Origin of the sequence: Roseateles sp. (genome assembly GCF_044373315.1) — a bacterium.
Taxonomy (GTDB): Bacteria; Pseudomonadota; Gammaproteobacteria; order Burkholderiales; family Burkholderiaceae_C; genus JACDQM01.
Genome location: NZ_JBILQK010000017.1, coordinates 13,071 through 37,890 on the forward strand (window position 1 = coordinate 13,071; position 24,820 = coordinate 37,890).

At 66.8% G+C, this 24,820-nt stretch carries 22 protein-coding genes; 11 read left to right on the forward strand and 11 right to left on the reverse strand.

Annotated features, from left to right (window positions below):
• The first annotated feature begins 110 nt into the window (after positions 1–110).
• From secA to argJ, 4 genes are all read left to right on the forward strand, one after another.
• Positions 111–2,855, forward strand: a complete 2,745-nt coding sequence (gene secA, locus ACIQ67_RS06380) for a preprotein translocase subunit SecA (protein WP_397533523.1) — start codon at positions 111–113, stop codon at positions 2,853–2,855.
• A gap of 224 nt (positions 2,856–3,079) precedes the next feature.
• Positions 3,080–3,610 carry an FxDxF family PEP-CTERM protein gene (locus ACIQ67_RS06385; RefSeq protein ID WP_397533524.1) on the forward strand — a complete coding sequence of 177 codons (531 nt, stop codon included), beginning with the start codon at positions 3,080–3,082 and terminating at the stop codon, positions 3,608–3,610.
• 36 nt (positions 3,611–3,646) lie between these two features.
• Positions 3,647–4,243, forward strand: coding sequence for an FxDxF family PEP-CTERM protein (locus ACIQ67_RS06390; protein ID WP_397533525.1), 597 nt, complete (start codon positions 3,647–3,649; stop codon positions 4,241–4,243).
• 158 nt (positions 4,244–4,401) lie between these two features.
• Positions 4,402–5,631, forward strand: coding sequence for a bifunctional glutamate N-acetyltransferase/amino-acid acetyltransferase ArgJ (argJ, locus tag ACIQ67_RS06395; RefSeq protein ID WP_397533526.1), 1,230 nt, complete (start codon positions 4,402–4,404; stop codon positions 5,629–5,631).
• Between the two features lie 21 nt (positions 5,632–5,652).
• On the opposite strand, the gene ACIQ67_RS06400 is transcribed toward argJ, so the two are convergent.
• The 8 genes from ACIQ67_RS06400 to ACIQ67_RS06435 form a co-directional block, all read right to left on the reverse strand.
• The gene (locus tag ACIQ67_RS06400; protein WP_397533527.1) at positions 5,653–6,354 is read right to left on the reverse strand and encodes an urease accessory protein UreF; all 702 of its coding nucleotides are present in this window, start codon (positions 6,352–6,354) and stop codon (positions 5,653–5,655) included.
• Positions 6,355–6,369: 15 nt separating this feature from the next.
• Positions 6,370–6,975 carry an urease accessory protein UreE gene (ureE, locus tag ACIQ67_RS06405; RefSeq protein WP_397533528.1) on the reverse strand — a complete coding sequence of 202 codons (606 nt, stop codon included), beginning with the start codon at positions 6,973–6,975 and terminating at the stop codon, positions 6,370–6,372.
• A 70-nt stretch (positions 6,976–7,045) separates the two neighbouring features.
• The gene (locus tag ACIQ67_RS06410) at positions 7,046–8,647 is read right to left on the reverse strand and encodes a hypothetical protein (protein ID WP_397533529.1); all 1,602 of its coding nucleotides are present in this window, start codon (positions 8,645–8,647) and stop codon (positions 7,046–7,048) included.
• 114 nt (positions 8,648–8,761) lie between these two features.
• Positions 8,762–10,489 (reverse strand): urease subunit alpha, encoded by a 1,728-nt coding sequence (gene ureC, locus ACIQ67_RS06415; protein ID WP_397533530.1) that lies wholly within the window; start codon positions 10,487–10,489, stop codon positions 8,762–8,764.
• A gap of 28 nt (positions 10,490–10,517) precedes the next feature.
• Positions 10,518–11,192: a LysE family transporter gene (locus ACIQ67_RS06420; protein ID WP_397533531.1), complete on the reverse strand. Its 675-nt coding sequence runs from the start codon at positions 11,190–11,192 to the stop codon at positions 10,518–10,520.
• Between the two features lies 1 nt (position 11,193).
• On the reverse strand, positions 11,194–11,517 hold the full coding sequence (locus ACIQ67_RS06425) for an urease subunit beta (RefSeq protein WP_397533532.1): 324 nt from the start codon (positions 11,515–11,517) through the stop codon (positions 11,194–11,196).
• A 175-nt stretch (positions 11,518–11,692) separates the two neighbouring features.
• Positions 11,693–12,268 carry a HupE/UreJ family protein gene (locus tag ACIQ67_RS06430; protein WP_397533533.1) on the reverse strand — a complete coding sequence of 192 codons (576 nt, stop codon included), beginning with the start codon at positions 12,266–12,268 and terminating at the stop codon, positions 11,693–11,695.
• A gap of 20 nt (positions 12,269–12,288) precedes the next feature.
• The gene (locus ACIQ67_RS06435; protein ID WP_397533534.1) at positions 12,289–12,591 is read right to left on the reverse strand and encodes an urease subunit gamma; all 303 of its coding nucleotides are present in this window, start codon (positions 12,589–12,591) and stop codon (positions 12,289–12,291) included.
• 147 nt (positions 12,592–12,738) lie between these two features.
• Between ACIQ67_RS06435 and ACIQ67_RS06440 the strand changes: the two genes are divergently transcribed.
• Positions 12,739–16,200, forward strand: coding sequence for an ATP-binding protein (locus tag ACIQ67_RS06440; protein ID WP_397533535.1), 3,462 nt, complete (start codon positions 12,739–12,741; stop codon positions 16,198–16,200).
• The gene (locus ACIQ67_RS06445; RefSeq protein ID WP_397533536.1) at positions 16,184–17,239 is read left to right on the forward strand and encodes a response regulator; all 1,056 of its coding nucleotides are present in this window, start codon (positions 16,184–16,186) and stop codon (positions 17,237–17,239) included. The genes ACIQ67_RS06440 and ACIQ67_RS06445 overlap by 17 nt, the downstream gene beginning before the upstream one ends.
• A gap of 24 nt (positions 17,240–17,263) precedes the next feature.
• Here ACIQ67_RS06445 and ACIQ67_RS06450 read toward each other — a convergent pair whose 3' ends face one another.
• The 3 genes from ACIQ67_RS06450 to ACIQ67_RS06460 form a co-directional block, all read right to left on the reverse strand.
• On the reverse strand, positions 17,264–18,541 hold the full coding sequence (locus tag ACIQ67_RS06450) for an endonuclease/exonuclease/phosphatase family protein (RefSeq protein WP_397533537.1): 1,278 nt from the start codon (positions 18,539–18,541) through the stop codon (positions 17,264–17,266).
• A gap of 64 nt (positions 18,542–18,605) precedes the next feature.
• The gene (locus tag ACIQ67_RS06455; RefSeq protein WP_397533538.1) at positions 18,606–20,282 is read right to left on the reverse strand and encodes an NAD(P)/FAD-dependent oxidoreductase; all 1,677 of its coding nucleotides are present in this window, start codon (positions 20,280–20,282) and stop codon (positions 18,606–18,608) included.
• Between the two features lie 234 nt (positions 20,283–20,516).
• Positions 20,517–20,681, reverse strand: coding sequence for a hypothetical protein (locus tag ACIQ67_RS06460; protein WP_397533539.1), 165 nt, complete (start codon positions 20,679–20,681; stop codon positions 20,517–20,519).
• Between the two features lie 118 nt (positions 20,682–20,799).
• On the opposite strand from ACIQ67_RS06460, the gene ACIQ67_RS06465 reads away from it, so the two are divergent.
• The 5 genes from ACIQ67_RS06465 (at position 20,800) to epsE (ending at position 24,820) form a co-directional block, all read left to right on the forward strand.
• A complete protein-coding gene (locus ACIQ67_RS06465; RefSeq protein ID WP_397533540.1) occupies positions 20,800–21,468 on the forward strand; it encodes a histidine phosphatase family protein in 669 nt (222 codons plus the stop codon).
• A gap of 62 nt (positions 21,469–21,530) precedes the next feature.
• Positions 21,531–22,799, forward strand: coding sequence for a class I SAM-dependent methyltransferase (locus ACIQ67_RS06470; protein ID WP_397533541.1), 1,269 nt, complete (start codon positions 21,531–21,533; stop codon positions 22,797–22,799).
• An 89-nt stretch (positions 22,800–22,888) separates the two neighbouring features.
• A complete protein-coding gene (locus ACIQ67_RS06475) occupies positions 22,889–23,026 on the forward strand; it encodes a hypothetical protein (RefSeq protein WP_397533542.1) in 138 nt (45 codons plus the stop codon).
• Positions 23,010–23,981 (forward strand): EpsD family peptidyl-prolyl cis-trans isomerase, encoded by a 972-nt coding sequence (locus ACIQ67_RS06480; RefSeq protein ID WP_397533543.1) that lies wholly within the window; start codon positions 23,010–23,012, stop codon positions 23,979–23,981. Before ACIQ67_RS06475 ends, ACIQ67_RS06480 begins: the two co-directional genes overlap by 17 nt.
• Positions 23,978–24,820, forward strand: a complete 843-nt coding sequence (gene epsE, locus ACIQ67_RS06485; RefSeq protein ID WP_397533544.1) for a polysaccharide export protein EpsE — start codon at positions 23,978–23,980, stop codon at positions 24,818–24,820. The genes ACIQ67_RS06480 and epsE overlap by 4 nt, the downstream gene beginning before the upstream one ends.

Below are 24,820 nucleotides of genomic sequence, written 5' to 3' on the forward strand. Positions count from 1 at the left end.
TAACCGATCCCTATTCTCAAGGGCTGCGTCCCGGGCCAAGAGCCCGGTGTTTGCCGCCCGGCTGGCGCTGACCACGCGCCAGACCAACAAGTCCAAGAAACTCACGCCGCATGTTGCCCAAGCTTCTCACCCAGATTTTCGGTAGCCGCAATGAACGCCTGCTCAAGGGCTATCGGCGCGTCGTTCAGCAGATCAACGCACTGGAGCCGCAGTTCGAAGCGCTCGACGATGTCGGGTTGCGAGCGAAGACGGAGGAATTCAAGCAGCGCGTGGCCGCAGGTGAGTCGCTCGACGCCATCCTGCCGGAAGCTTTCGCGGTCTGTCGCGAGGGCAGCAAGCGCGCCTTGAAGATGCGTCACTTCGATGTGCAGTTGATCGGCGGCATGGTGCTGAATTCCGGCAACGTGGCCGAGATGCGTACCGGCGAGGGCAAGACGCTGATGGCCACACTGCCGGTCTATCTGAACGCGCTGACCGGCAAGGGTGTGCACGTCGTGACCGTCAACGACTATCTCGCCCGGCGCGATGCTGAGTGGATGGGCAAGCTGTACAACTTCCTGGGCCTCAGTGTCGGCATCAACCTGCCGCAAATGAGCCGCGAAGACAAGCAAGCTGCCTATGTTGCTGATGTGACCTATGGCACCAACAACGAGTACGGTTTTGACTATCTCCGCGACAACATGGTCTACGAGACCAAGGACCGCGTGCAACGCGGCTTGGCCTATGCCATCGTCGACGAAGTGGACTCGATCCTGATTGACGAGGCGCGCACGCCGCTGATCATTTCTGGCCAGGCCGACGACCAGACGGACGTCTACCTCGCCATCAACAAGGTCGCTCCGCTGTTGACCAAGCAGATCGGCGAACGTGACCCGCGCACCGGCGAAGGTGTGATCGAGCCGGGCGACTTCACCATCGATGAGAAGTCTCATCAGATCCATCTGACTGAGGATGGTCATGAGAATGCCGAGAGGCTGCTGACTCAGGCCGGGCTGTTGGCCGAAGGTGCGAGCTTGTATGACGCCGCGAACATTTCCTTGATGCACCACCTGAACGCCTCGCTGCGAGCGCATCATGTGTTCCACAAGGATCAGCACTACGTGGTGCAGAACGGCGAAGTGATCATCGTTGACGAGTTCACCGGCCGCCTGATGACGGGCCGGCGCTGGAGCGATGGCTTGCACCAGGCTGTCGAGGCCAAGGAAGGTGTGGCGATCCAGAGCGAGAACCAGACCATGGCCTCGATCACCTTCCAGAATTACTTCCGCATGTACGGCAAGCTGGCTGGCATGACCGGTACGGCTGATACTGAGGCCTATGAGTTCCAGGAGATCTACGGTCTTGAGACCGTGGTCATTCCGCCGAACCGCCCGACCATCCGCAAGGACGAACTCGATCTGGTCTACAAGACCAACGAGGAGAAGTTCAACGCGGTGATCGCCGATATCCGCGACTGCCACGAGCGTGGCCAGCCGGTGCTGGTGGGCACGACCTCGATCGAGAACTCCGAGCTGATCTCGGGTCTGTTGGCCAAGGCCAAGTTGCCGCACCAGGTGCTCAACGCCAAGCAGCATGCCAAGGAGGCCGAGATCGTGGCCCAGGCCGGCCGTCCGGGCGTTATCACCATCGCCACCAATATGGCCGGTCGTGGTACCGACATCGTGCTGGGCGGCAACGTCGAGAAGCAGGTGCAGATCCTGGAGGCCGACGACAGCATCGCAGCCGACCAGAAAGAGCGCCGCATCCAGCAGCTCAAGGAAGAGTGGCAGGGCCTGCACGACAAGGTCAAGGCCGAGGGTGGGCTGCGCATCATCGCGACCGAGCGCCATGAGAGCCGCCGTATCGACAACCAGCTGCGCGGCCGTTCGGGCCGACAGGGCGATCCGGGTTCCTCGCGCTTCTACCTGTCGCTGGATGATTCGCTGATGCGCATCTTCGCGGGTGAGCGCGTGCGGGCCATCATGGACCGTCTGAAGATGCCCGAAGGCGAGGCCATCGAGGCCGGCATCGTGACCCGCTCGATCGAAAGCGCGCAGCGCAAGGTCGAGGCCCGCAACTTCGACATCCGCAAGCAACTGCTCGAGTACGACGACGTCTCGAACGATCAGCGCAAGGTGATCTATCAGCAGCGCAACGACATCCTGGAGGCCGAGGCCCTGGTGGAGCAGATCGCCAATCTGCGCGAAAGCGCGATGAGCGATGTCGTGCGCAGCTATGTTCCGGCTGAAAGCCTGGAAGAGCAGTGGGATCTGGCCGGCCTCGAGCGTGTACTGAAGGACGAATGGCAGCTTGAGATCGAACTGAAGGGCCTGCTTGAGAAGAGCGATGCCCTCACCGACGACGACATCCTGGAGGCCGTCGTCAAGGCCACGGATGCCGTGTTCAACGAGAAGGTCGAACGCGTCGGGGCAGAGCAATTCACCCCGTTCATGCGCATGGTGCTGCTGCAGAGCATCGATCAGCACTGGCGTGAGCACCTGGCCGCGCTGGACTATCTGCGCCAGGGCATCCATCTGCGCGGCTATGCGCAGAAGAACCCGAAGCAGGAGTACAAGCGCGAGGCCTTCGAGTTGTTCTCGCAGCTGCTCGACGTGGTGAAGATCGAGGTCACCCGCATCCTGTTGAACGTGCGCATTCAGAGCCAGGACGAGGCGGCGCGTGCAGCCGAGGCCATCGAGGAGCGTGCCGAGCAGGTCTCCAACGTCACCTATACGCATCCGAATGAGGATGGGTCGGTTTCCCAGGAACGCGCTGACGCCGGCGATGCTCAGAACTATGCGCATGTGGGCCGCAACGATCCTTGCCCGTGCGGCAGCGGCAAGAAGTTCAAGCTCTGCCACGGCAAGCTGAGCTGAGCCAGCGCTTTGCGCTTGTGCGAACAAATGGGCTGCCTTGGCAGCCCATTTCTGCATCAAGCGTCCTGCGGGCTCCCGTTTGGCGTGCGATTGTTGGCACGCAAGTCCCCGCGCCACGCGCATGGGGGGTGTCCAGGGGCAAACCCGGTCCCTAAAGTGTGGGTCATCGGATGCATTGGGGTTGAAGAGCCCGAGTGATCCTGAAATTAAGCAAAGAAGCTGCCATGAAAATCGTCAAGTCACTGATTGCTGCGGTCGCCACGCTCCTGGTCTCAGGTGCGTCGATGGCTGCCGTGTATGAAGTTCCCCTGACGGGTACGGGCAGCAACAAGTCGGCGTCGATCTCCACCTCTCTGACCGCGACGGGTGCTTTCCAGGATACCTACAACTTCACGGGCATCAGCGGCGCATTCAATGTGAACAGCGTCCTCAGCACCTTGATGGGAGCGGCCCGTCACGACATCGACTTCACCAGCATCACGCTCAACGGGCAGCCCTTCTCGCTGTCCACCACGCCCTTGCTGGGCAATTCCGACGCCATCGAGACGGCCACTTTTGCGACTACCGCTTTCAACGGTAGCCTGACCCTGGTGGTGAATGGCACCTTCACGGCTGGCGTGGGCAATTCGTCGCCGGTCGGCTCCTATGGCGGAACCATCAACGTCACGGCCGTGCCTGAGCCACACAGCTACGCCATGTTCGCTGCCGGAATCCTGCTTTTGGCCTGGTTTTCGCGCCGCCGCCCCACGCGCTGATCCGCAGCGACGCCCCCAATTTTCTGGAACCAAGCAATGCTGAAGAACCTCTTTTCCGCCGCACTTCTCGCGCTGTCCCTGTCAGCAGTCTCGGCCGGGCCGATACAGTTCACAGGCACGTTGGTCAGCAATGGTGGGGGTGCCGATCTGACTGCTGGTTTGAGTAGCGGGACAGGTTCGGATGAAGTCACTTTCTTTGGCAGTGGCGCCTTCGAACATCGATTCAAGTTCTCTTTTGCTGGCAACGGCCTGCTCAATGGTCTGGTGATGCACATCGGCGATGTCTCATCCTGGAACACGCAAGGCATCACCTTCGACGACATCTACTTTCTGGACACCAACCAGAACAAGATCGATGGCTCTGATCTCACCGGCGATCCGGTTGATGCTGGCGGTAGCCGGATCACCATCAAGACGTCAAGCTTCGTGAACGTGACCGGAGATTTCTACCTGCTTGTCATGGGTGTCGCGGGCGGCGAGGGCGTTCAGGGTGGCAGCTACAGCTACAGCGGCCTGCTCAACCTGACGCCGACAAATGATGTTCCGGAGCCCGCCGGTCTGGCCTTGGTGCTGGCTGCCTTGGGCGGCGCTGTCTGGGTGCGACGCCGCACCGCCAGCCCCGCTGCTCACTAAGCAAGGCTCAAGGCGGCAGCCGCCGCTTCGCATTCGCATCACGGGCCCCTCGCGGGCCCGTTGTCATTGGGGCAAGCAAGATGCGGCATGGCGAGATCAGGGCAGACGGTTTCAGGTCTCTACAATCGCGCCGTCCCATCCGCTGCCCAGAGCCCGCCATGCCCGTCAACCTCACCGCCCCCGATCCTGCTTCCCTGCATCCTGTGCCCGGCGTCCGCCTGGGCATCACCATGGCCGGGGTGCGCAAGGCCAACCGACGTGACCTCAGCGTGATTGCGCTGGACGAGGGCAGTGCGGTGGCCGGCGTGTTCACCAAGAACCGCTTCTGCGCAGCGCCGGTGCAGATCTGCCGAGAGCATCTGGCGGCTGGTGCCGGTATCCGCGCCATCCTGGTCAACACCGGCAATGCCAACGCCGGCACCGGCGAAGATGGCCTGGCGCGTGCACGCCAGAGCTGCGTCGCGCTGGCTGCAGCCATGGGCATCCAGCCGAATCAAGTGCTGCCGTTCTCCACCGGCGTCATCATGGAAACCCTGCCGGTGGATCGCATCATCGCCGGCCTGCCGGCGGCGATTGCCGCGCTGCGCGCTGATGCCTGGGCTGAAGCCGCCGAAGGCATCATGACCACCGACACGCTGCCCAAGGCCGCTTCGGTGCAGGTGCAGATCCAGGGCCAGACGGTCACCATCACCGGCATCTCCAAGGGGGCTGGCATGATCCGCCCGAACATGGCCACCATGCTGGGCTATGTGGCCACCGACGCCAACATCGCGCCGGAGTTGCTGCAGAGCCTGGTGCGCGATGCAGCCGATGCTTCCTTTAACCGCATCACGATCGACGGCGACACCTCCACCAACGACTCTTTCGTACTGATCGCCACCCGCAAGGCGGCGCATGCGGAAATCACTTCTCTTTCCAGCGCCGAGGGGCAGGTCTTGCGCGATGCGGTCATCCAGGTCTCGCAGCAGCTGGCCCAGGCCATCGTGCGCGACGGCGAGGGCGCCACCAAGTTCATCAGCATCACAGTCGAGGGCGGTCGTGATGAGCAGGAATGCCAGCTCGCGGCCTACGCGATTGCGCACTCACCGCTGGTCAAGACGGCCTTCTTCGCCAGCGATCCCAATCTGGGCCGCATCCTGGCGGCAGTCGGCTATGCCGGCATCGCCGATCTGGACCAGACCCTGATCGAGATGCATCTGGACGATGTGCATGTGGTCACCAAGGGCGGACGCCACCCCGCCTACCGCGAGGAAGACGGCCAGCGCGTGATGAAGCAAAGCGAGATCGGCGTGCGCGTGCACCTGCACCGCGGCGCGGCCCGCACTACGGTGTGGACCTGCGACCTGAGCCACGACTACGTCAGCATCAACGCCGACTACCGCAGCTGAGGCCGAACGGCCGCGCGCTGCTCAGGACCTGAACAGGCGCGAGTACTGCGCCTCGTGCTGAGCACTCAGGATCGCCAGCATCGGCGTGAAGGCCTGGCGTTGCTCATCGCCCATCGCCAGCGCCGCATCAACAACGCCGGGCAGGGCCGCTGACAGCGACTGCAGGATGCGCTGGCCGGCACTCTGGCCGAGCGGCACGGCCTTCACCGCAGCGGCCACCATGTTCTCGGCCCAGCCGAAACCATGTGCCAGCATGGCCTCCCGCAGCGGCGCGCCGGTCTGCGCGGCTGCCAGCGCAAATGCCACCGGCCAGCTGGGCGCCGGCTGTAGCGCGGCCAGGGCCTGCAACTGCGCACGGCTGTGCTCATCCTGCGGCTTGTTGCGCAGCCATTCCAGCAGCGAGCGTCCCATCTGCTCGGCCTGCAGGCGCAGCTCGCTGGTCTCGCGCGTTTGCAGCAGCCAGTCATTGACCGCCTGCACGGAGCCCATGTCCTGCTCGCGCCAGGCGCGCATCGCCGCCACGCAGGCGGGCAAGTCGGCCCGGCCCAGCGACAGCTGCAGCTGATCCAGCAGCCAGCTCGTGGCCTGCGCCTCGTTCGTCACCCGTCCTGTTTCGACGGCCGCCTCCAGGCCTTCCGAATAGCTGAAGCCGCCCACCGGCAGCGCGGGGGAGGCCAGCTGCATCAGGCCCAGCCAGGCCTGCGGTGCCATTGCGAGAGTCATGCGGGTCTGTGCTGCTCAGTGCTTGCAGCCCGGGCCGTGCACATGCGGGACGGCGGCGGCCTTGATGGCGATGCCGACAGGCTTGCCGGCTGGTTTGGACTGCTGCGCCTGGCCATGATCGTGAGTGTGCCCATGCCCATGGCTGCCATGCTCATGGCGCTGCCCATGCTCGCCGTAGGCGCCGGCCTCGGGCTCGAAGGCACAGTGCGCCTCGGTCACGATCAGGTGCATGTTTCTAAGCATCTCGGCCAGCACATGGTCGGGCTCCAGCAGCAGGCGCTCGGGCTGCAGCTCCAGTTGCACATGGCGGTTGCCCAGGTGGTAGGCGGCCCGCATCAGGTCGAAGGGCTGGCCATGCTCGCCACAGATGCACACCTCGATCACCGCCTGTGCTGCCGCCTTCACCAGGATCAGCGAACCATCCTCGGCTACCAGCACATCGCCGCCGCGCACCACTGTGCCGCGCGGGAGAAACACGCCCAGCGTGCGGCCCTGGCTGTCGGTCGCGTCAAAGCGGCTTTTCTGGCGCACGTCCCAGTCCAGTTCGACGCTGGCAGCACGCTTGAGCAGCACGGGCGCCAGGCCCTGGCCTTGGGGGATCAGTTTGTTGACAGTCAGCATTGAGGATTCGGATCGTTGAAGCGGTAGAAGCTGTGACAAGCTTGGACAGGCGAGAAGCGTGCCAGCCGGTCTAGAAATCGACAGCCCGCGTGCGCAGGCCGCTGGCGATCAGTGTGGCATTGACCAGCTGCGCCTGTTCGCGGCTGGCAAAAGGCCACACCGCGGGTCGCCAGCCGTCCTTGGTCTGGAACACCTGGGCCTGCAGCTGGTCGGGATCGCGCACCGTCTGGCCGAGCAGGCTGCGCATGCGGGTCAGTGTGGCTTCGGCCTGGGCCTTGCTGGGGCTGCTGGGCCCGACCAGAGCGACCTGACGGTCTGCGGCCGGCACCGCGGCAGCGGCGGGCGAACCGCTGCCACTGCCCCGTCTGGGTGCCAACTCGCCCAAGGCGTTGCCCGGCGTCTTGGAGCGGGGCACTTCCTCAGCGGGCTGCGGCCTGTTGTCCTTGCGTCCGTCAACGCTCTCATCGGGCTTGCTGGAGCTCTTGCCTTCGTCTTTGGGCGGCGCGGCTTTGCTGCTGCTGTTCGCTTTGGCTCGCGCTTGTTCAGAGTCGGCCGAGGCTTGGGTCGGTGCTTTTTCCTTCGGCTTGTCGGTGGCCTTGCCCTTGGGCTCGGCTGGCGCCGATGGCTTGTCTGCATTGGTGGGGCTACTGTCGGCGCGTGCTGACGGAACCGGCATCAGGCGTGGGCGAATGTCAGGGATGCCTTGCATGGCCGGCGCAAACGGCACGCCTGAGGCAGCGCCGGCGACAGCGGGCGTCGCAGCGGTTGGCGCTGGCAAGGGGCTGGGTGTCGACGCGGCGGCATCTGCCACAGTGGCAGAGGCTGCAGCAGATGCAGGCAGCGCTGGCAGGCCCGCCGCCGTTGAAGCCGCTGAAGCCGCCGATGCCAGCGGCATGCTGGCTGCGGCAGCCGGCGCGCTGGACGCGGCCTGCACGCCCGGCGCCGCGCTGGCGGCCACTGGCGCTGTCGCTGCTGGCTCGTCGGGCGCGGCCCCTTTGCCGCTCAGGGTCCATGTGAGCGCAAGAGCGCCGGCGGCGAGCAGCGCCGTTGCCAGCAGGGCCAGGCCCAGCTTGCGCGGATCGAGGCAACGCTGGCCCAGCACCAGCAGTTGCTGGCCGCTGCCCCAGGCCATCAGCACGCGGGTGCGGGCCGGGCCGGCGTCGATGCCGGCCGTCATCAGATACAGCTCGATCGGCCAGGCGCCCGCAGCCTTGCTGGCGGTGCGGGCCATCAGGTCTTCGTCGATCTCAATGCTGCGCTGCGGCCAGTCCGCCGCGCCGGGCGTGCTGCTGTGGCCATGTGCGAGCGCAAAGCGCGCCACGCGCCGGGGCGACAGCCGGTTGATGAAACGCTCGTTGAACAGGGGCCAGCCTTGCTGGCTGTTCGGTCGCCTGGCCAGCAGGGATCGCAGGCGTGCGCCCAGCCCTGGCTTGGCGGTAAAGGGTTCGGCGCTGGCAGCCCCAGCGGCTGCCGCTTCGGGGTGTTCGCCGTCTGGGACGGGGGCTGCCCCCTCGGGCGCAAAACCGGGCTCGATGTGCGCAGCCGGGCGGCCGCTGCGCATGAAGGGCAGGGCCACAACGCCAAGCGTGTGCACATCGAAGATGCTGATGTGCCGCGCCAGCGGGTGGCGGTTGTGCCACTCCACCAGCTGATCCGCCAGTCTGCTGTCCATGCGCTCCCTGTCCGACGCCGTGCTACGCGGAACAATTCCACGTTTTCAGGGTCTGAAGCTTACCTTGGCAAAACCTGGCGACAGGCCTACATCAGGGCCGGAACTGGCCCCCAATCAAAACAGGAAGTAGCGTTGCGCCATCGGCAGCTCCACGGCCGGCTCGCAAGTAAGCAACTGGCCATCCGCGCGCACCTCGTAGGTCTGAGCATCGATCTCCATGCGCGGCAGCCAGTTGTTGTGCACCATGTCGGCCTTCTTCACGGTGCGGCAGCCCTTTACGCCGACCAACGTCTTGGATAGGCCATAGCGTTGTCCCACATCGTCCGCCAGTGCCGCCTGCGAGACAAAGCTCAGGCTGCCCTGCGCCAGCGCCTTGCCGAAGCTGCCGAACATGGGCCGGTAGTGGACCGGCTGCGGCGTCGGGATGCTGGCATTGGGGTCGCCCATCGCGGCGGCGGCGATGAAGCCGCCCTTCAGGATCAGGCTGGGCTTGATGCCGAAGAAGGCGGGGCGCCAGAACACCAGATCGGCCCACTTGCCGACCTCGATGCTGCCGACCTCATGCGCGATGCCATGCGCCAGCGCTGGATTGAGGGCCAGCTTGGCCATATAGCGCTTGACGCGGAAGTTGTCGTTGCGCTCGCTGTCCTGCGGCAGCGCACCGCGCTGGGCTTTCATCTTGTGCGCGGTCTGCCAGGCGCGGATGCTCATCTCGCCGACCCGGCCCATGGCCTGCGAGTCGGAGCTGAACATGCTGATCGCGCCCAGGTCGTGCAGGATGTCCTCGGCGGCGATGGTCTCCCGGCGAATGCGGCTTTCGGCGAAGGCCAGGTCCTCGGCGATCGATGCATCCAGGTGATGGCAGACCATCAACATGTCCAGATGTTCGTCCAGCGTGTTGACGGTGAAAGGCCGCGTCGGGTTGGTGGAGGAGGGCAGCACATTGGCCTCGCCGACCACCTTCATGATGTCTGGCGCATGGCCGCCGCCCGCGCCCTCGGTGTGGAAACTGTGGATGGTGCGGCCCTTGAAAGCGGCCACCGTGTCCTCGACGAAGCCGCTCTCGTTGAGCGTGTCGGTGTGGATGGCCACCTGGGTGTCGGTCTCCTCCGCTACCGACAGGCAGCAGTCGATCGCCGCGGGCGTCGTCCCCCAGTCCTCATGGAGCTTCATGCCGATGGCGCCGGCCTCGATCTGCTGGCGCAGCGCCTCGGGGCGGCTGGCATTACCCTTACCGAGAAAGCCGATATTCATCGGCAGGCCTTCGGCCGCCTGCAGCATGCGCTCGATGTTCTCCGGCCCGGGCGTGCAGGTGGTGGCGAAGGTGCCAGTGGCCGGCCCGGTGCCGCCGCCCAGCATGGTGGTGACGCCGCTCATCAGCGCCTCTTCGACCTGCTGCGGGCAGATGAAGTGGATGTGCGAATCGATCGCGCCGGCGGTGACGATCAGACCCTCGGCCGCGATCACCTCGGTGCCCGGGCCGATGACGATGTCCACGCCCGGCTGCACATCCGGATTGCCGGCCTTGCCGATGGCGCAGATGCGCTGGCCGCGCAGGCCGATATCGGCCTTGATGATGCCCCAGTGGTCCAGGATCAGCGCATTGGTGATGACGCAGTCCACCGCGTCGGCCGCACCGGGGCCGTTGGGTCGCTGCGACTGGCCCATGCCGTCGCGGATCACCTTGCCGCCGCCGAACTTCACTTCCTCGCCGTAGCCGCCGGCGCGCAGGGTCAGGTCTTGCTCGACCTCGATGACCAGATTGGTGTCGGCCAGGCGCAGGCGGTCGCCCACGGTTGGTCCGAACATTTCGGCGTAGGCGCGTCTTCCGATCTGTGCCATGGTTTTCTGCTCTTTCTTGTTCGGGATGTCAGCGCAGTTCCGCAGCAGCGGGCGCCATGGGTGGGGTGCTCGCTGCGCTGGGCAGAGCCAGGTCGCGCAGTGTGTTCAAGGCCAGCGTCAGCAGGGCCACCGCGCAGAGTCGGTAGGTGAACCGAGCCCAGCGAGTACCGACCTGCCCCAGCAGTCTTGCGACCAGGGCGGCGCAGACGAAGCACCACAGCAGCGAGGCCGACATCAGTCCCGCGAAGAAGGTCGCGTAGTGCTGAACTTGCGGCTCAGCGATGCCGAATGCGGCCAGGGCGCTGCTGATCGCGCCCCAATAGGCAAGGTTCTGCGGGTTCGTCAGTGATAGCAAGACGCCTGAGCGCAGCGCGGATCGCTCGCCCGAGGCTTCGCCGGGGCGGAGATCAACCTCATGCACCGACCGGGCCGCCTTCCAGCTGTCCCAGCCGAGGTAGCTCAGATAGAGCGCACTCAGAAGCCCCATCGGCCAGCGTAGCGCCTCCCACTGCAGGGCGAAACCCATGCCCGTCAGGCCCAGAATCGCCCAACTGGCATCCCCCGCCAGGGAGCCGATCTGGACGGCAAGGGCCGGGCGGAATCCTCCACGCAGGCCATGCCGGACGGTTTCAGTGAAGACGGCGCCAGGGGTGATGTTGAAGATCATTCCCAGGCCGAAGGCGACGAAGAACAGCGTCAGCATGTCACGGCCCTGGTGGCAGAGCCCCCTGCACGAGGCCGCGGAAGCCCCAGACCTGCCGGTCGCCGGCGTAGTCGACCAGTTCGACCGTGCGCTGCTGGCCCGGCTCGAAGCGCACCGCCGTGCCCGAGGCGATGTTCAGCCGCATGCCCTGCGCGGCCGCGCGGTCGAAGCGCAGGCCGGCATTGGTCTCGGCGAAGTGGTAGTGCGAGCCGACCTGGATGGGCCGGTCGCTGGCGTTCTCGACCACCAGGCGCAGCGTGCGCCGGCCGGGGTTCAGCTCGTGGCTGGCCGTTTCATCGTCGATGATCAGTTCGCCTGGGATCATGTCAGCCCCTCGTCCGTGGAGTACCCCGGCCGGTCCCCCGAGGGAACGGCCGCTTGCTTGGGGCAGAACCCGGACATCAACAGTCCTGAGGACTGTTGATGCCTGCGAAGGCCACGGGACTCCGGCCAGTGGCGGCCCGGCGCAGCGCGGCTCGCCGCTCTGTGTGCAGCGCCGTTCATGACAGCAGCAGGCCCAGGCCCGTCAACGCGACACCGGCACCGGCCAAGCGCGGCAGCCAGTGCGCGCCGCGGCGCAGCGCCAAGCCTAGCGCGATGCCCATTGCGTGCAGGATCACGGTGCCCAGCAGCATGCCGGCCAAGGCGGCGCTGCCCGACAGTTCCTGACCATGTGCCGCGCCGTGAAAGAGAGCGAAGCCTCCCATCGCCAGCGCACCGGCAGCCAGCGGCAGCTGGCGCGGCGACAGCAGCAGTGCGCCGACCACGATCAGCGAGCCGGCGATCATCGGCTCAACGCCGGGCAGCGCCAGGCCGCTCGCGCTGAAGAGCGCACCAGCGAGCAGCATCAGCGCGAACAGCGCCGGCGCTATCCATAGCCGGCGCGCCGAGCTGCTGCTCCAGACGCCCACCATCAGCATCGCCAGCAGATGGTCAAGGCCGGTGAAGGGATGCATCAGCCCGCTGCTGAAGCCATGCGCGTGGGCCGCGCTTCCATCGCTGCCGGTGTGCGCGGCGGCGAAGCCGCTCAGGCTGATCAGGGCCAGCAGGGCCAGGGTTTGTTTTGGTTTGTTCATCATTGGTGCATCCCTTGGGTTCAGGCAATCGGTTGGTGCACGGTCACCAACTTGGTGCCGTCAGGAAAAGTTGCTTCAACCTGGATGTCGGGGATCAGCTCCGCGATGCCGTCCATCACATCGGCGCGCGTCAGCACCGTCTTGCCCTCGCTCATCAGCTGCGCCACGGTCTTGCCGTCGCGTGCGCCCTCCATGATGGCGGCGCTGATCAGCGCCACCGCCTCGGGGTAGTTGAGCTTGAGCCCCCGCGCCATGCGGCGCTCAGCCAGCAGCGCGGCGGTGAAGATCAGCAGCTTGTCTTTCTCTCGGGGAGTGAGTTCCATCTCGCTACGCTCGATTCTTGTTGTTGGCCCGAGCAGCCTGTGGCTGAGCTCGCGGCGTCAGTTCCATTTGCAGGCTCGCGGTTCGATAGGACACAGGCTTGCAGGAGGCATGCCAGCCCGGCACGGGTCTTGATAGTAGATCGGTGTATGAGCGCCAGCAGCAGTCCCCCCAGCCCCAGCGAACCGGTGCAGCGCGTCATCAAGATCCGGCGCGACTACAACGCCTGGGTGGCCAGCGAGACGCTGGAAGACTACGCGCTGCGCTTCACACCGCATGGCTTCCGTCGCTGGTCCGGTACGCGGGTGGCCAACACGGCCTTCGGCGCGGCTTCCTTCCTGGTGCTGGAAGCGGTGGGCGCGACCCTGCTGGTGGAATACGGTTTCATCAACGCCTTCTGGGCCATCCTGGCCACCGGCATGATCATCCTGCTGGCGGGCTGGCCGATCAGCATCTATGCCGCCCGCTACGGTGTGGACATGGACCTGCTGACCCGCGGCGCCGGCTTCGGCTACATCGGCTCCACGCTGACCAGCCTGATCTACGCCAGCTTCACCTTCATCTTCTTCGCGCTGGAAGCGGCCATCATGGCCTATGCGCTGGAGCTGGCCTTCGACATCCCGCCGGCTTGGGGTTATCTGATCTGCGCGCTGGTGGTGCTGCCCCTCGTCACGCATGGCGTTACTGCTATCGCGCGGCTGCAGGTCTGGACCCAGCCACTGTGGCTGTTCCTGCTGATCCTGCCCTATGTCTATGTGTTCAGCCGCTACCCGGAGCTGAGCACGCAGATCCGCGACTACGCCGGCGCGCAGGGCGACGGATCCGGTTTCAGTCTGCCGCTGTTCGGCGCCGCGATGACGGTGGGCATCGCGCTGATCACGCAGATGGGCGAGCAGGTCGACTACCTGCGCTTCATGCCCGAGCCTGAAGCCGGCAAGCGCTGGCGCTGGCACCTGGCGGTGTTCGTCGGCGGGCCGGGCTGGGTGATCCTGGGCGTGCTGAAGATGCTGGGCGGCGCGCTGCTGGCCTTTCTGGCCATGCAGCTGATGGTGCCGACCGAGCGCGCGCTCGACCCCAACCAGATGTACCTGGTGGCCTACGAAACCGTGTTCTCGAACCCGGGCTGGGCCATCGCGGCCACGGCCCTGCTGGTGATCGTCTCGCAGCTCAAGATCAACGTCACCAACGCCTATGCCGGCTCGCTGGCCTGGAGCAACTTCTTCGCGCGGCTGACGCACAGCCATCCGGGCCGGGTGGTCTGGGTGGTCTTCAACACCGGGATTGCGCTGGTGCTGATGGAGATGGAGCTGTTCCATGCGCTCGATCGCGTGCTGGGCCTGTACGCCAATATCGCCATCGCCTGGATCATGACTGTGGTGGCCGATCTGGTGATCAACAAGCCGCTGGGCCTTTCGCCGCCGGGCATCGAGTTCAAGCGCGCCCATCTCTACGACATCAACCCGGTGGGCGTGGGCGCGATGGTGATTGCCTCGCTGCTGTCGATCTCGGCACATCTGGGCGTTTTCGGGCCGTTGGCGCAGGCCTTCTCGGCGCTGATCGCGCTGGTGGCGGCCATGGTCTGCTCGCCATTGATTGCCTGGGCAACCAAGGGACGCTTCTACCTGGCACGCCACAGCTGGGGCGGCCTGGCGGCGGCTTCCGGCCTCGACGGGGGGCAGCGGCGCCTGCGCTGCGTGGTCTGCGAGCGCGAGTACGAAGGCCCCGACATGGCCCATTGCCCGGCCTACCAGGGCTCGATCTGTTCACTGTGCTGCTCGCTCGATGCGCGCTGCGAAGACCTGTGCAAGCCGCATGCGCGCCTGGCCGTGCAGGCGCGCGGCTGGCTGCAGGCCCTGCTGCCGCGGCGGGTCTGGCCCTTGCTGGACAGCGGGCTGATGCAGTACTTGGCGCTGATGGCCGTGGTCGTGCCGGTGCTGCTGCTGCTGTTCGGCCTGCTGTACCAGCATGAGGTCGGGCGCCTGGGTGCTGCGGCGCCGACGCTGTCGCCCTATTTGCGCGACACCCTGGCCAAGGCCCTGGTGGGCCTGCTGCTGCTGTCGGGCGTGATCGGCTGGTGGCTGGTGCTGACGCACAAGAGCCGCCAGGTGGCGCAGGAAGAATCGCGCCGCCAGAGCCAGGCCCTGCATGCCGAGATCGAATCGCACCGCAAGACCGACGCCGAGTTGCAGCGCGCCAAGGCCGTGGCCGAGGGCGCAAACCAGGCCAAGAGCCGCTACATCACCACCATCAGCCACGAGCTGCGCACGCCGCTGAATGCCATCCTCGGCTATGCCCAGATCCTCGATGAGGACCCGCGCATGCCGGCCCATCGCCAGCAGGCGGTCGGCGTGATCCGGCGTGGTGGTGAGCACCTGCTGTCGCTGATCGAGGGCACGCTGGACCTGGCGCGCATCGAGGCTGGCCGCTTCACGCTGGAGCCGCGGCCCTGGGCCTTTGCCGAAGCGATGGACGATCTGGTGCGCCTGCTCTCGCTGCAAGCCGCTGCCAAGGGCCTGGAGTTCCGCTACGAGCCGTCCACCGACCTGCCACCCTGGGTGCGCGCCGATGCCAAGCGAGTGCAGCAGGTGCTGATCAATATCGTCGGGAATGCGATCAAGTTCACGCCGGCGGGCCATGTGCGACTGACGCTGGAACACCGGCGCGAGATAGCGCGCTTCCTCATCGAGGACAGCGGCCCCGGCATGAGCGAGGACGAGCAGGCCCGCATCTTCGAGCCCTTCGAGCGCGGCGCCGCGGCCGCCGGCGGCACCGGCCTGGGCCTGACGATTGCCAAGATGCTGGTCGACCTGATGGGCGGCGAACTCAAGCTCAGCAGCGCGCCCGGCCAGGGCACGCGCTTCGAGCTGCGCCTGTTCCTGCCTGTGCTGCAGGGCGGCGCGCTGGCCGCGCAAGCCAAGCGCGCGGCGCGCACCGGCTATCTGGGGCGGCCGCAGCGCGTGCTGGCGGTCGACAACGAGGAGGCCGACCGCAGCCTGCTGCAGGCCATTCTTGAACCGCTGGGCTTCGAGGTTCGCACGGCCGCCAGCGGCCAGGGGGCGCTGGCCCTGCTGGCGCCGGATGGCGACTGGCAGCCCGACGCCATCCTGATGGATCTGGCGATGCCGGGCCTGGATGGCTGGCAGACGCTGGCGGCGATCCGCGAGCAGGGCCTGTCTGGCGCGCCGGTGGCCATCGTCTCTGCCAATGCCTACGATCGCGCGCTGGCCGAGCATCCCGAGATCGGCCCCGAGGATTTCATCGTCAAGCCGGTGCGGGTGGACGAACTGCTGGACTGGCTCGGCCAGCGCCTGCAGCTGGAGTGGCGGCTGCGCGAGCCCGAAGCCGCGCAGCCTGCTGGCCCGGCCAAGCCTGTGCGCTTGCCCTCGCGCGACAGCCTGGAGCGTCTGAATGCGCAGCTGCAGCGCGGTCATGTGAAGGCCATCCACCAGCAGCTGGACCTGATGCAGGACGCCGACCACGACTGCAGCGACTTCGTCACGCAGCTACGTACGCTGGCGCGCGCCTTCGAGCTGCAGGCCATGGGCCGGCTGGTGGCACGCGCCTTGCAAGAGCATCCCGGTGGAGACTTCCTGCATGAACACCGGACCTGACGAGCAAGACCTCGATTTTGAGAACGCCCCGCTGGCGGGCGGGCCGCAGGCGGCTGCGCACGCCGAGCGGGTGCTGATCGTCGACGACGTGCCCGACAACCTGGCGCTTTTGCACGACGCGCTGGATGAGGCCGGCTATACCGTGCTGGTCGCCTTCAGCGGCGAAGCCGCTCTGGCCAGCGCCGCAGCCGAGCCGCCTGATGTGGTCGTGCTGGACGCAATGATGCCGGTGATCGACGGCTTCGAGGTGGCGCGCCGGCTCAAGGCCGACCCGGCCACCGCCAGCATTCCCATCATCTTCATGACCGGTCTCACGGAGACCGAGCATGTGGAGGCGGCGTTTGCGGCCGGCGGCATCGACTATGTGACCAAGCCGATCCGCCCGCGCGAGGTGCTGGCCCGCATCGCCGCCCATCTGCGCGGCGCGCGTGCGCAGCGTCAGGCCCGCAACGCGCTGGACGCCTTCGGCCACGCCAGCCTGGCGGTGCGAGAACACGATGGCCGCTGCGTCTGGCAGACCTCGCTGGCGCGCAGCCTGATGGCCGAGTACTTCGCCGGTGGCCATTTCGAACGTGGCCGCCTGCCGCCTGAGGTGATGCTTTGGCTGCACCGCGAGGCGCTGCGCCGCCGCGCAGGTGCCGAGCCGGCCAGCCTGACCGTGCTGCCGCATCCCGGCAGCGACGCTCCGCCCGACAGCGCCAAGGGCCGCGGCGCCAAGCGCCTGTCCTTCACGCTGCATGCGGTGGACCCGGATGCGCTGGGCGAAGGCCAATGGCTGATCGTGATGCGCGAGGCCGACGATGCGGCCCTGCTCGATGGCCTGATGCAGGCCTTCAAGCTGACGGCCCGCGAGGCCGAGGTGCTTTACTGGGTGGTCAAGGGCAAGACCAATGTCGACATCGGCGACATCCTGGGCAGCAGCCCGCGCACGGTGCAGAAGCACCTGGAGCATGTGTTCGAGAAGCTCGGTGTCGAGACCCGCACCTCGGCGGCTGCACTGGCCCTGTCCAGGGTCAGGGGCCTGGACGGCGGGCGCTAAAGCGCCCGCGCCTGCGTCCGTGCCTCAGAGCCCCAGCTGCAGCACGATCGGGCAGTGGTCTGAGACTCCCAGCACCGACTCCTGCTCGCCGGGTGCCGCCGCGCGGCTCTGGCCTTCGGCGCCGATGCTGATCTTCTGCGCGCCGCGCAGTTTCGGCGTCAGGCTGGCCGACACGACGAAGTGGTCCAGGCCGATCGGATTGCGGCAGCCCAGATTGGCCACCAGCGGCGCGAGATCGCGGCGGCCCACGGCCTCGGTCTTGGCGCGCTGGCACAGCTCGCCGCCCGGGCCGGCACAGTCCAGTGCCACCAGCTCGGTGGCGGCGGGCTTGCCGTCGAACACTTCGCGGTAGAGGTTCTGTGTCTTCACGCCGACGGGCAGCGGCGTCGTCAGGTCGGTGCTGGCGTCGCTGCGCATAGGCTTGGCGCCGTCGACCGCCTGCGCGTCATGCCAGAGATTGCGGTTGAAGTCGCCGAGCACGACGAAGTGGTCCGCCCCCTGGCCCAGCTTCTCCACGGCGGCCTCAAGCGGCGCGATCTGCTGCTGCAGGGCAGGGCAGGGGTCCTTGGGCCCCTGGTCCTGGTCCAGTTTGCCGCGGCCGTCCAGCGGCGTCACGCAGCCGGACTTCAGATGCAGAGTCATGAAGCGCACGACCTGACCCTGGCGCTTGAGCGTCAGTGTCAGCGCCGGGCGCAGCTGTTCGGCGGGCGGCAGTTGCGTCAGCACCAGACCGGCATCCAGCTCGCACTGGCCTTCGCCCAGGCTCTTGCGCCAGGCAAAGGCCAGGCGCTGTACCTTGTAGCGGCCATCAAAGGAGCAGACCTCGTACTGCCCGGCCTGCGCGCCCAGCGCCTCGCGCACAGCTGCTGTGCCCGAGACTTCCTGGAAGGCGATCACATCGGGCCTGACCGTCTCGGCCAGCAGCCGGGCAATGCGCGTGTTGCGGGCCGCCAGAGCGCCCGGCGTCACCGCCAGGCCTTCGCGGTTGGCGCCCTGGTAGACGCCGCAGGGCGGCATCACCGACAGGTCCACGCCCTGCAACTGCGCACGTGATTCGCGCACGTCCCATCCGACAGTGGCGCCGGGCGTGCCGGCGGCCACGGGCTTCCACACGCCAGCGGCCTCGTCGCGTGCATAGTGCAGCCCGCACTTGGCCGCCCAGTTGGGCTGCTCGGCCAGCGCGACATGCCAGCCCAGGTTCCAGCTGGCGATGCGCAGCGGTTCTGGGCCGGCAGCCTGGGTGCTTAGGGCTGAGGCAGCGAGCAAGGACGAGAGGGCAAGGCGCAGGGGAGCGAGGTGCATGAGGTGGTGCAGAAAGCGCAAAGGGTCAGTCAGGCTAGATAAGAGCCGGCAATGCTAGTGCAGCTCAGCGGATGCCCAGCATGCTTTTCGCCACCGCCTCGGCCACCTCGATGCCGTCCACGCCTGCCGACATGATGCCGCCCGCATAGCCCGCGCCTTCGCCGGCCGGGTAGAGGCCGCGGGTGTTCAGGCTCTGGTAGTCCTCGCGGCCGCGGTTGATGCGCAGTGGCGACGAGGTGCGGGTCTCCACACCAGTCAGCACCGCGTCGTTCATGCTGAAGCCCTTGATCTGGCGCTCGAAGGCGGGCAATGCTTCGCGGATCGCATCCAGCGCGTACTCGGGCAGGCTGCCGAAGCCCTTCTGCTGCAGATCGGTCAGCGTAACGCCCGGCTTGTAGCTGGGCTCGACGCGGCCCAGCACGCTGCTGCGCTGGCGCTTGATGAAGTCGCCCACCAGCGCGCCGGGCGCGCGGTAGGCGCCTTCGCCCAGCTCGTAGGCGCGGCTTTCCCAGAGGCGCTGGAAGGCCATGCCATCGAGCGGATTGACCGGGCTGCCATCGGTCTTGCCGTCCTGGCGGTAGTCCTCGGGCGAGAGGCCGACGACGATGCCGGCATTGGCATTGCGCTCGTTGCGCGAATACTGGCTCATGCCGTTGGTCACCACGCGCAGCGGCTCGCTCGTGGCTGCCACCACGGTGCCGCCAGGGCACATGCAGAAGCTGTAGACCGAGCGGCCGTTCTTGGCGTGGTGCACCAGCTTGTAGTCGGCCGCGCCCAGGATGGGATGGCCGGCATTGGGACCGAAGCGCGCAGCGTCGATGATGCTTTGCGGATGCTCGATGCGGTAGCCCATCGAGAAGGGCTTTGCCTCCATGTAGACGCCGCGCCCGTGCAGCATCGTGAAGGTGTCGCGCGCGCTGTGGCCCAGGGCCAGGATCACATGGTCGGCACGGATCTGCTCGCCGGATTCCAGCACCAGGCCGCGCACATGGCGTTGGCCCTTGGCGTCCGGCTCGACCAGCAGGTCGGTGACCTTTTGCTGGAAGCGGATCTCGCCACCCAGCGCCTCGATCTCGGCACGGATCTTGATGACCATCGAGACCAGGCGGAAGGTGCCGATGTGGGGCTTGCTGACGTAAAGGATTTCCTCGGGCGCACCGGCCTTGACAAATTCCTCCAGCACCTTGCGTGTCAGGTGGCGCGGGTCGGAGATCTGGCTCCAGAGCTTGCCGTCCGAGAAGGTGCCGGCGCCGCCTTCGCCGAACTGCACATTGGATTCGGGGTTGAGCTGGCTTTCGCGCCACAGGCCCCAGGTGTCCTTGGTACGTTCGCGCACCTGCTTGCCTCGTTCCAGCACGATGGGCCGCAAGCCCATCTGCGCCAGCACCAGCGCCGCCAGGATGCCGCAGGGACCGAAGCCCACCACCACCGGGCGCCGCTCGGCCGGGAAGTCAGCCGGCGCATGGCCGACGAACTTGTAGCGCGTGTCGGGGCTGGGCTTGACATGCGGGTCCTTGACCAGCCGGGCCAGCACCGCGGCTTCAGCGTCAGGGCTGGCCAGCTCGCAATCCAGCGTGTAGCTCAGCACGATGGCGGTCTTCTTGCGCGCGTCGTAGCCGCGGCGGAAGACATGCAGGGCCAGCAGTTCGGTGTCCTGGAGGCCCAGTTTGTCCAGCACGGCGGGGCGCAGCTCGTCCTCGCGGTGGTTCAGCGGCAGGCGGAGTTCAGTGATGCGGATCATGTCGAGTGATCAAGGCATGAAAGGGGTGGCAGTGCAAACCGTGCTTGCAGAAGCCCTCGGGCAAGTGTTTGGGCGAGGTAAAGGAGGAGGCCCGGCGTGTCCGCGGCGGGGGACACGAGCCCAAACACTTGCCCGATGGCTTCCGCGCTGGCTCAGCTTGCGGAAAGAAAACAGGCCCTGCTGTTGGGCAAGGGCCTGTGAGGGGGATGTCGGCGGGACAGGCCCGCCAGGACATCAACCCGAATGCGGACGCTTGCCCGGGTTCTTCTTGCTGCGGGTGTGCGAACCACGCTCCAGGCTGCTCTTCTGGCCGCGGCCGTGCGTGAACGTCAGCCCGGTGGGGGGGATGGGACGGGGGGTGGCGCGCTGGTCGGCCTCGGTCTTGATCTTGTTGCCCATGAGTGGCTCCGATGAAATTGAATGCGAAGCCGGACATAAGGTTTCCGGCCTGGAGCGGGATTTTAGCCGGTCGCGCGAGTGACAGCCTCGCAACAGCGCGCAAGGCGATGATGAGGGCATGGGAACGCTCTATCTTGTCCGTCACGGCCAGGCCAGTTTCGGGGCCGCCGACTATGACCAGCTCAGCGAGCTGGGAGCCCGCCAGAGCCGCCTGTTGGGCGACTACTGGCGCCAGCGCGGCCAGCGCTTCGATGCGGTGTTGACCGGCACGCTGAAGCGCCACCGCCAGACTTTCGCCGGCATCGCCGCCGGGCTGGGCGAGGTGCCGACGCCCACGGAGATGCCTGGGCTCAATGAATACGACAGCGAGGCGCTGATCCGCGCCATCCACCCAGCCCCGCTCGAAAAGCCGCGCGATGCCGAGATGGTGCGCTCGCACTTCCGCCTGCTGCGCACGGCCTTGCAGGCCTGGATGCGTGGCGAGACCGCACCGCAGGGCATGCCCAGCTACGCCGAGTTCTCGGCCGGCGTAGCGCAGGCGCTCGCCCATGTGCGCGAGCGCTGCGAGGGCCAGGTCTTGATCGTTTCCAGCGGCGGGCCGATCTCCACCGCCGTGGCACAGGTGCTGCAGGCGCCCAGTGACACTGCCATCGAGCTGAACCTGCGCATCCGCAACAGCGCGGTGACCGAGTTCAGCTTCAACCCCAAGCGCCATGTGCTGCAGACCTTCAATGGCTTGCCGCACCTGGACCCGCCGGAATTGAGCGCGCTGGTGACCTCGGCCTGAGGCCCGCCGGCGCGGAACTGGCCCGCAGGCGGCAAAATCGGGCTTTGCTCCCTGCGCCGCCGATGTTCACCGACCTGATCAACCCGCCCGTCCAGCCGGACGCCACGCAGCGCTTTCTGCGCCTGCTTGAAACCGCGCTGGCCGATGGCAGCTTCGGCCGCCTGCTGCTGGCCAAGCCGGTGGGCGAGGACAAGAGCATCGAGAGGCTGACGGTGCGCGAAGTGCAGCTCAAGGGCGAGCGGCATTTGAGTTTTCTGTGGCGGCACCAGACCAAGGACGTCACCAAGAACCACGTGCTGACCGAGGGGCTGGCGCAGATCGCCGCCTTGCTGGGCACTCAGTTCCTGAACGCCCATCTCCACACCGAGGGCACTTCGGCCGGCCAGGAGGTGCAGCTGGCCTTCAGCCGCAAGGGCAAGCCCAGCCTCCGCGTGGCGCGCGCCGAAGCGGCCGAACCGGCGGCCGGCAATGCGCCGGGCAAGACGGTTGGCAAGGGGCATGACAAGGAAAAGCAGCGCCAGCTGGAGCTGGACCGCCCCTTCTGGCGCGATCTGGGCCTGACCCATGCGGGCAAGGACGGCAGCACGGCCGAGCTGGTGCCGGCGATGGCGCGCAAGTGGAAGCAGATCAACCGCTTCATCGAGATCTTCGGCGCCGCCCTGAAGTCCTCGGCGCTGGCGGACAGCCCCGATGTGCACGTGGCCGATTTCGGCTCGGGCAAGGGCTATCTGACCTTTGCGATGTACGACTGGCTGCGCAGCCAGGGCAAGGACGCGCAGGTGGTGGGCGTGGAGCTGCGCGACGATATGGTGGCGCTGTGCCGCGGCGCGGCCGAGCGGCATGGCCTGGCCGGCCTGCGCTTCGACCAGGGCGATGTGCGCAGCTACACACCGGCCCGGCTGGACGTGATGATCGCGCTGCACGCCTGCGACATCGCCACCGACTACGCCATCCACCTGGGCCTGCGCGCCGGGGCCCAGATCATCATGTGCTCGCCCTGCTGCCACAAGCAGATCCGCCCGCAGATGCAGCTGCCCAAGCTGCTGCGCCCGATGCTGCAGCATGGCATCCACCTGGGCCAGGAGGCCGAGATGGTGACCGATTCCCTGCGCGCGCTGCTGCTGGAATCGCAGGGCTACGAGACCCAGGTGTTCGAGTTCATCGCGCTGGAGCACACCAGCAAGAACAAGATGATCCTGGCCGTCAAGAAGCAGGGGGCGGCCGGCGCGGCGCTGGCGGCCCGGCGCGCGGAGATCCTGGCGCAGATAGCCGAGATCAAGCGCTTCTACGGCCTGCGGGAGCAGGCGCTGGAGAGCCTGCTGGCGGCCTGAAGGCGCGCGCCCCGGATTTCGGGTGCCACACACGGGCGGCCCGCAGGCAGCATGTCACGGGGAAACCCAGTCAGTAAGGGGTTGCTGACATGTCCCGCGGCTACACTCGGCCGGCACTGCTGGAGCTTGCCCGCAAGGCTGGGGAATCGGCCAATGGGCAATGGGCCAATGGGCAGGCCAGCGCCATCGACCACCGAGAGAATCATCGCCATGATCCGGACCCCTAATCCCCCCCGAAACGCCCGCGCCCGGGCCTTGCGTCTGAGCAGCCTGACCCTGCTGTGCAGTGTCGTGCTGCTGACCGCCTGCGGGGGCGGCAAGGGCGAGCAGGCGTCGCAGACCGCGGCCAAGGTCAACCGGGAAGAGGTGACGGTCCACCAGATCAACTACCTGCTGCAGCGCCAGCCCGGACTGAAGCCCGAGGCAACCGAAGCGGCGGGGCGTCAGGCGCTGGAGCGTCTGATCGAGCAGGAACTCGCGGTGCAGAAGGCCGAGGACATGAAGCTCGACCGCGACCCCCGCGTCTTGCAGCAGATCGAGGCCACCAAGCGCGAGATCATCGCCCGCGCCTATCTGGAGCGGCTGGGCGAGAGCGTCTCCAAGCCCACGCCCGAAGAGGTCAGCAAGTACTACAACGACAAGCCGGCACTCTTTAAGGAGCGCCGTATCTACAACCTGCAGGAACTGAACGTCGAGGCCAAGCCCGAGCAGCTTGCCGAACTGCGCACCAGGCTCGCTGCAGCCAAGAACCTGGGCGAATTCATTGAGTATCTAAAGGCGAACGATTTCCGTTTCCAGGGCACGCAGGCCTTGCGTGCCGCCGAGCAGCTACCGCTGGCCAACTTGGACGCCATTGCCCGGATGAAGGACGGCGATTCTGTTTTCAGCCCACTGCCTGCGGGCGTGCAGGTGCTGTATCTGGTCAGTTCGCGGGCGCAGCCGGTGGACGAGGCTGCGGCGCGGCCGGCGATCGAGCAGTTCCTGAGCAACCAGCGAAAGGCCGAACTGGTGCAGAAGACGATGAAGGAAATGCGCGCTAACGCCAAGATCGAGTATGTCGGCAAGTTCGCCGCCGGCGCACCGGCCGCCGCAGCGGCCTCGGCCGTGCCGCCGGCTCCGGCAGCGCCGGCCGCCAGCGGCCTGGATGCCAACTCCATCTCCAAGGGCATGGGTCTCAAATGAAGGGCGCCGCGTACATCCGCCGTGCTGCGGCGCTGAGTCTGCTGGTCCTGGCCAGTGGCTTTTCGCACGCGCAGTCCGCAGCGGCGGCCTCCGCGCCGGTGGCTGCCAGCGCCGCCGAGTACCGGCTCGGTGCGGGCGATGTGATCCGCATTTCGGTCTATCAGAACCCGGATCTGAGCCTGGAGACCCGCGTTTCCGAGGCCGGTGTGATCTCCTTCCCGCTGCTGGGCAACCAGCGCATCGGCGGCATCAGCGTGACGCAGGCCGAGAAGCTGCTGGCCGATGGCTTGAAGAACGGCAACTTCGTCAAGAACCCGCAGGTCACCATCGTCGTGCTGCAGGTCAAGGGCAACCAGGCCAGCGTGCTGGGCTATGTCAACCGCCCGGGACGCTTTCCCATCGAAGTGGCCGATATGCGCCTGACTGATCTGCTGGCCAATGCCGGCGGCGTGGCGGCCGGCGGTGCCGAGGTGATGGTGCTGAGCGGCACGCGCAACGGCCAGCCCTACCGCGTTGAGATCGACCTGCCGGGCATCTTCGCGCCCGGTGGCCGGGGTCAGGACCTGCTGGTGCAGAACGGCGATGTGCTGTGGGTGGACCGTGCGCCCATCGTCTACATCTACGGCGAGGTGCAGCGTCCTGGCGCGCTGCGTCTGGAACGTGGCATGACGCTGATGCAGAGCCTGGCCGCCGGTGGCGGCCTGAACCTGCGCGGCACCGAAAAAGGCATCCGCGTGCACCGCAAGGGCGCCGACGGCAAGGTGCAGGTGCTGCAGCCGGCGATGGACGAGGTGCTGAAGGACGGCGATGTCGTCTATGTGCGCGAGAGCCTGTTCTGA

Bases quoted from the DNA above. Each gene is read 5' to 3' on its own strand.
- ACIQ67_RS06460 (WP_397533539.1), bottom strand. From the start codon at position 20,681: ATGGGCAACAAGATCAAGACCGAGGCCGACCAGCGCGCCACCCCCCGT.
- ACIQ67_RS06410 (WP_397533529.1), bottom strand. From the start codon at position 8,647: ATGGACAGCAGACTGGCGGATCAGCTGGTGGAGTGGCACAACCGCCAC.
- ureE (WP_397533528.1), bottom strand. From the start codon at position 6,975: ATGCTGACTGTCAACAAACTGATCCCCCAAGGCCAGGGCCTGGCGCCC.
- ACIQ67_RS06445 (WP_397533536.1), top strand. From the start codon at position 16,184: ATGAACACCGGACCTGACGAGCAAGACCTCGATTTTGAGAACGCCCCG.
- ACIQ67_RS06475 (WP_397533542.1), top strand. From the start codon at position 22,889: ATGTCCCGCGGCTACACTCGGCCGGCACTGCTGGAGCTTGCCCGCAAG.
- ACIQ67_RS06425 (WP_397533532.1), bottom strand. From the start codon at position 11,517: ATGATCCCAGGCGAACTGATCATCGACGATGAAACGGCCAGCCACGAG.
- ACIQ67_RS06450 (WP_397533537.1), bottom strand. From the start codon at position 18,541: ATGCACCTCGCTCCCCTGCGCCTTGCCCTCTCGTCCTTGCTCGCTGCC.
- ACIQ67_RS06465 (WP_397533540.1), top strand. From the start codon at position 20,800: ATGGGAACGCTCTATCTTGTCCGTCACGGCCAGGCCAGTTTCGGGGCC.
- ACIQ67_RS06435 (WP_397533534.1), bottom strand. From the start codon at position 12,591: ATGGAACTCACTCCCCGAGAGAAAGACAAGCTGCTGATCTTCACCGCC.
- ACIQ67_RS06385 (WP_397533524.1), top strand. From the start codon at position 3,080: ATGAAAATCGTCAAGTCACTGATTGCTGCGGTCGCCACGCTCCTGGTC.
- ACIQ67_RS06470 (WP_397533541.1), top strand. From the start codon at position 21,531: ATGTTCACCGACCTGATCAACCCGCCCGTCCAGCCGGACGCCACGCAG.
- ACIQ67_RS06400 (WP_397533527.1), bottom strand. From the start codon at position 6,354: ATGACTCTCGCAATGGCACCGCAGGCCTGGCTGGGCCTGATGCAGCTG.
- epsE (WP_397533544.1), top strand. From the start codon at position 23,978: ATGAAGGGCGCCGCGTACATCCGCCGTGCTGCGGCGCTGAGTCTGCTG.
- ACIQ67_RS06480 (WP_397533543.1), top strand. From the start codon at position 23,010: ATGATCCGGACCCCTAATCCCCCCCGAAACGCCCGCGCCCGGGCCTTG.
- ACIQ67_RS06455 (WP_397533538.1), bottom strand. From the start codon at position 20,282: ATGATCCGCATCACTGAACTCCGCCTGCCGCTGAACCACCGCGAGGAC.
- ACIQ67_RS06420 (WP_397533531.1), bottom strand. From the start codon at position 11,192: ATGCTGACGCTGTTCTTCGTCGCCTTCGGCCTGGGAATGATCTTCAAC.
- argJ (WP_397533526.1), top strand. From the start codon at position 4,402: ATGCCCGTCAACCTCACCGCCCCCGATCCTGCTTCCCTGCATCCTGTG.
- ACIQ67_RS06440 (WP_397533535.1), top strand. From the start codon at position 12,739: ATGAGCGCCAGCAGCAGTCCCCCCAGCCCCAGCGAACCGGTGCAGCGC.
- ACIQ67_RS06430 (WP_397533533.1), bottom strand. From the start codon at position 12,268: ATGAACAAACCAAAACAAACCCTGGCCCTGCTGGCCCTGATCAGCCTG.
- ureC (WP_397533530.1), bottom strand. From the start codon at position 10,489: ATGGCACAGATCGGAAGACGCGCCTACGCCGAAATGTTCGGACCAACC.
- ACIQ67_RS06390 (WP_397533525.1), top strand. From the start codon at position 3,647: ATGCTGAAGAACCTCTTTTCCGCCGCACTTCTCGCGCTGTCCCTGTCA.
- secA (WP_397533523.1), top strand. From the start codon at position 111: ATGTTGCCCAAGCTTCTCACCCAGATTTTCGGTAGCCGCAATGAACGC.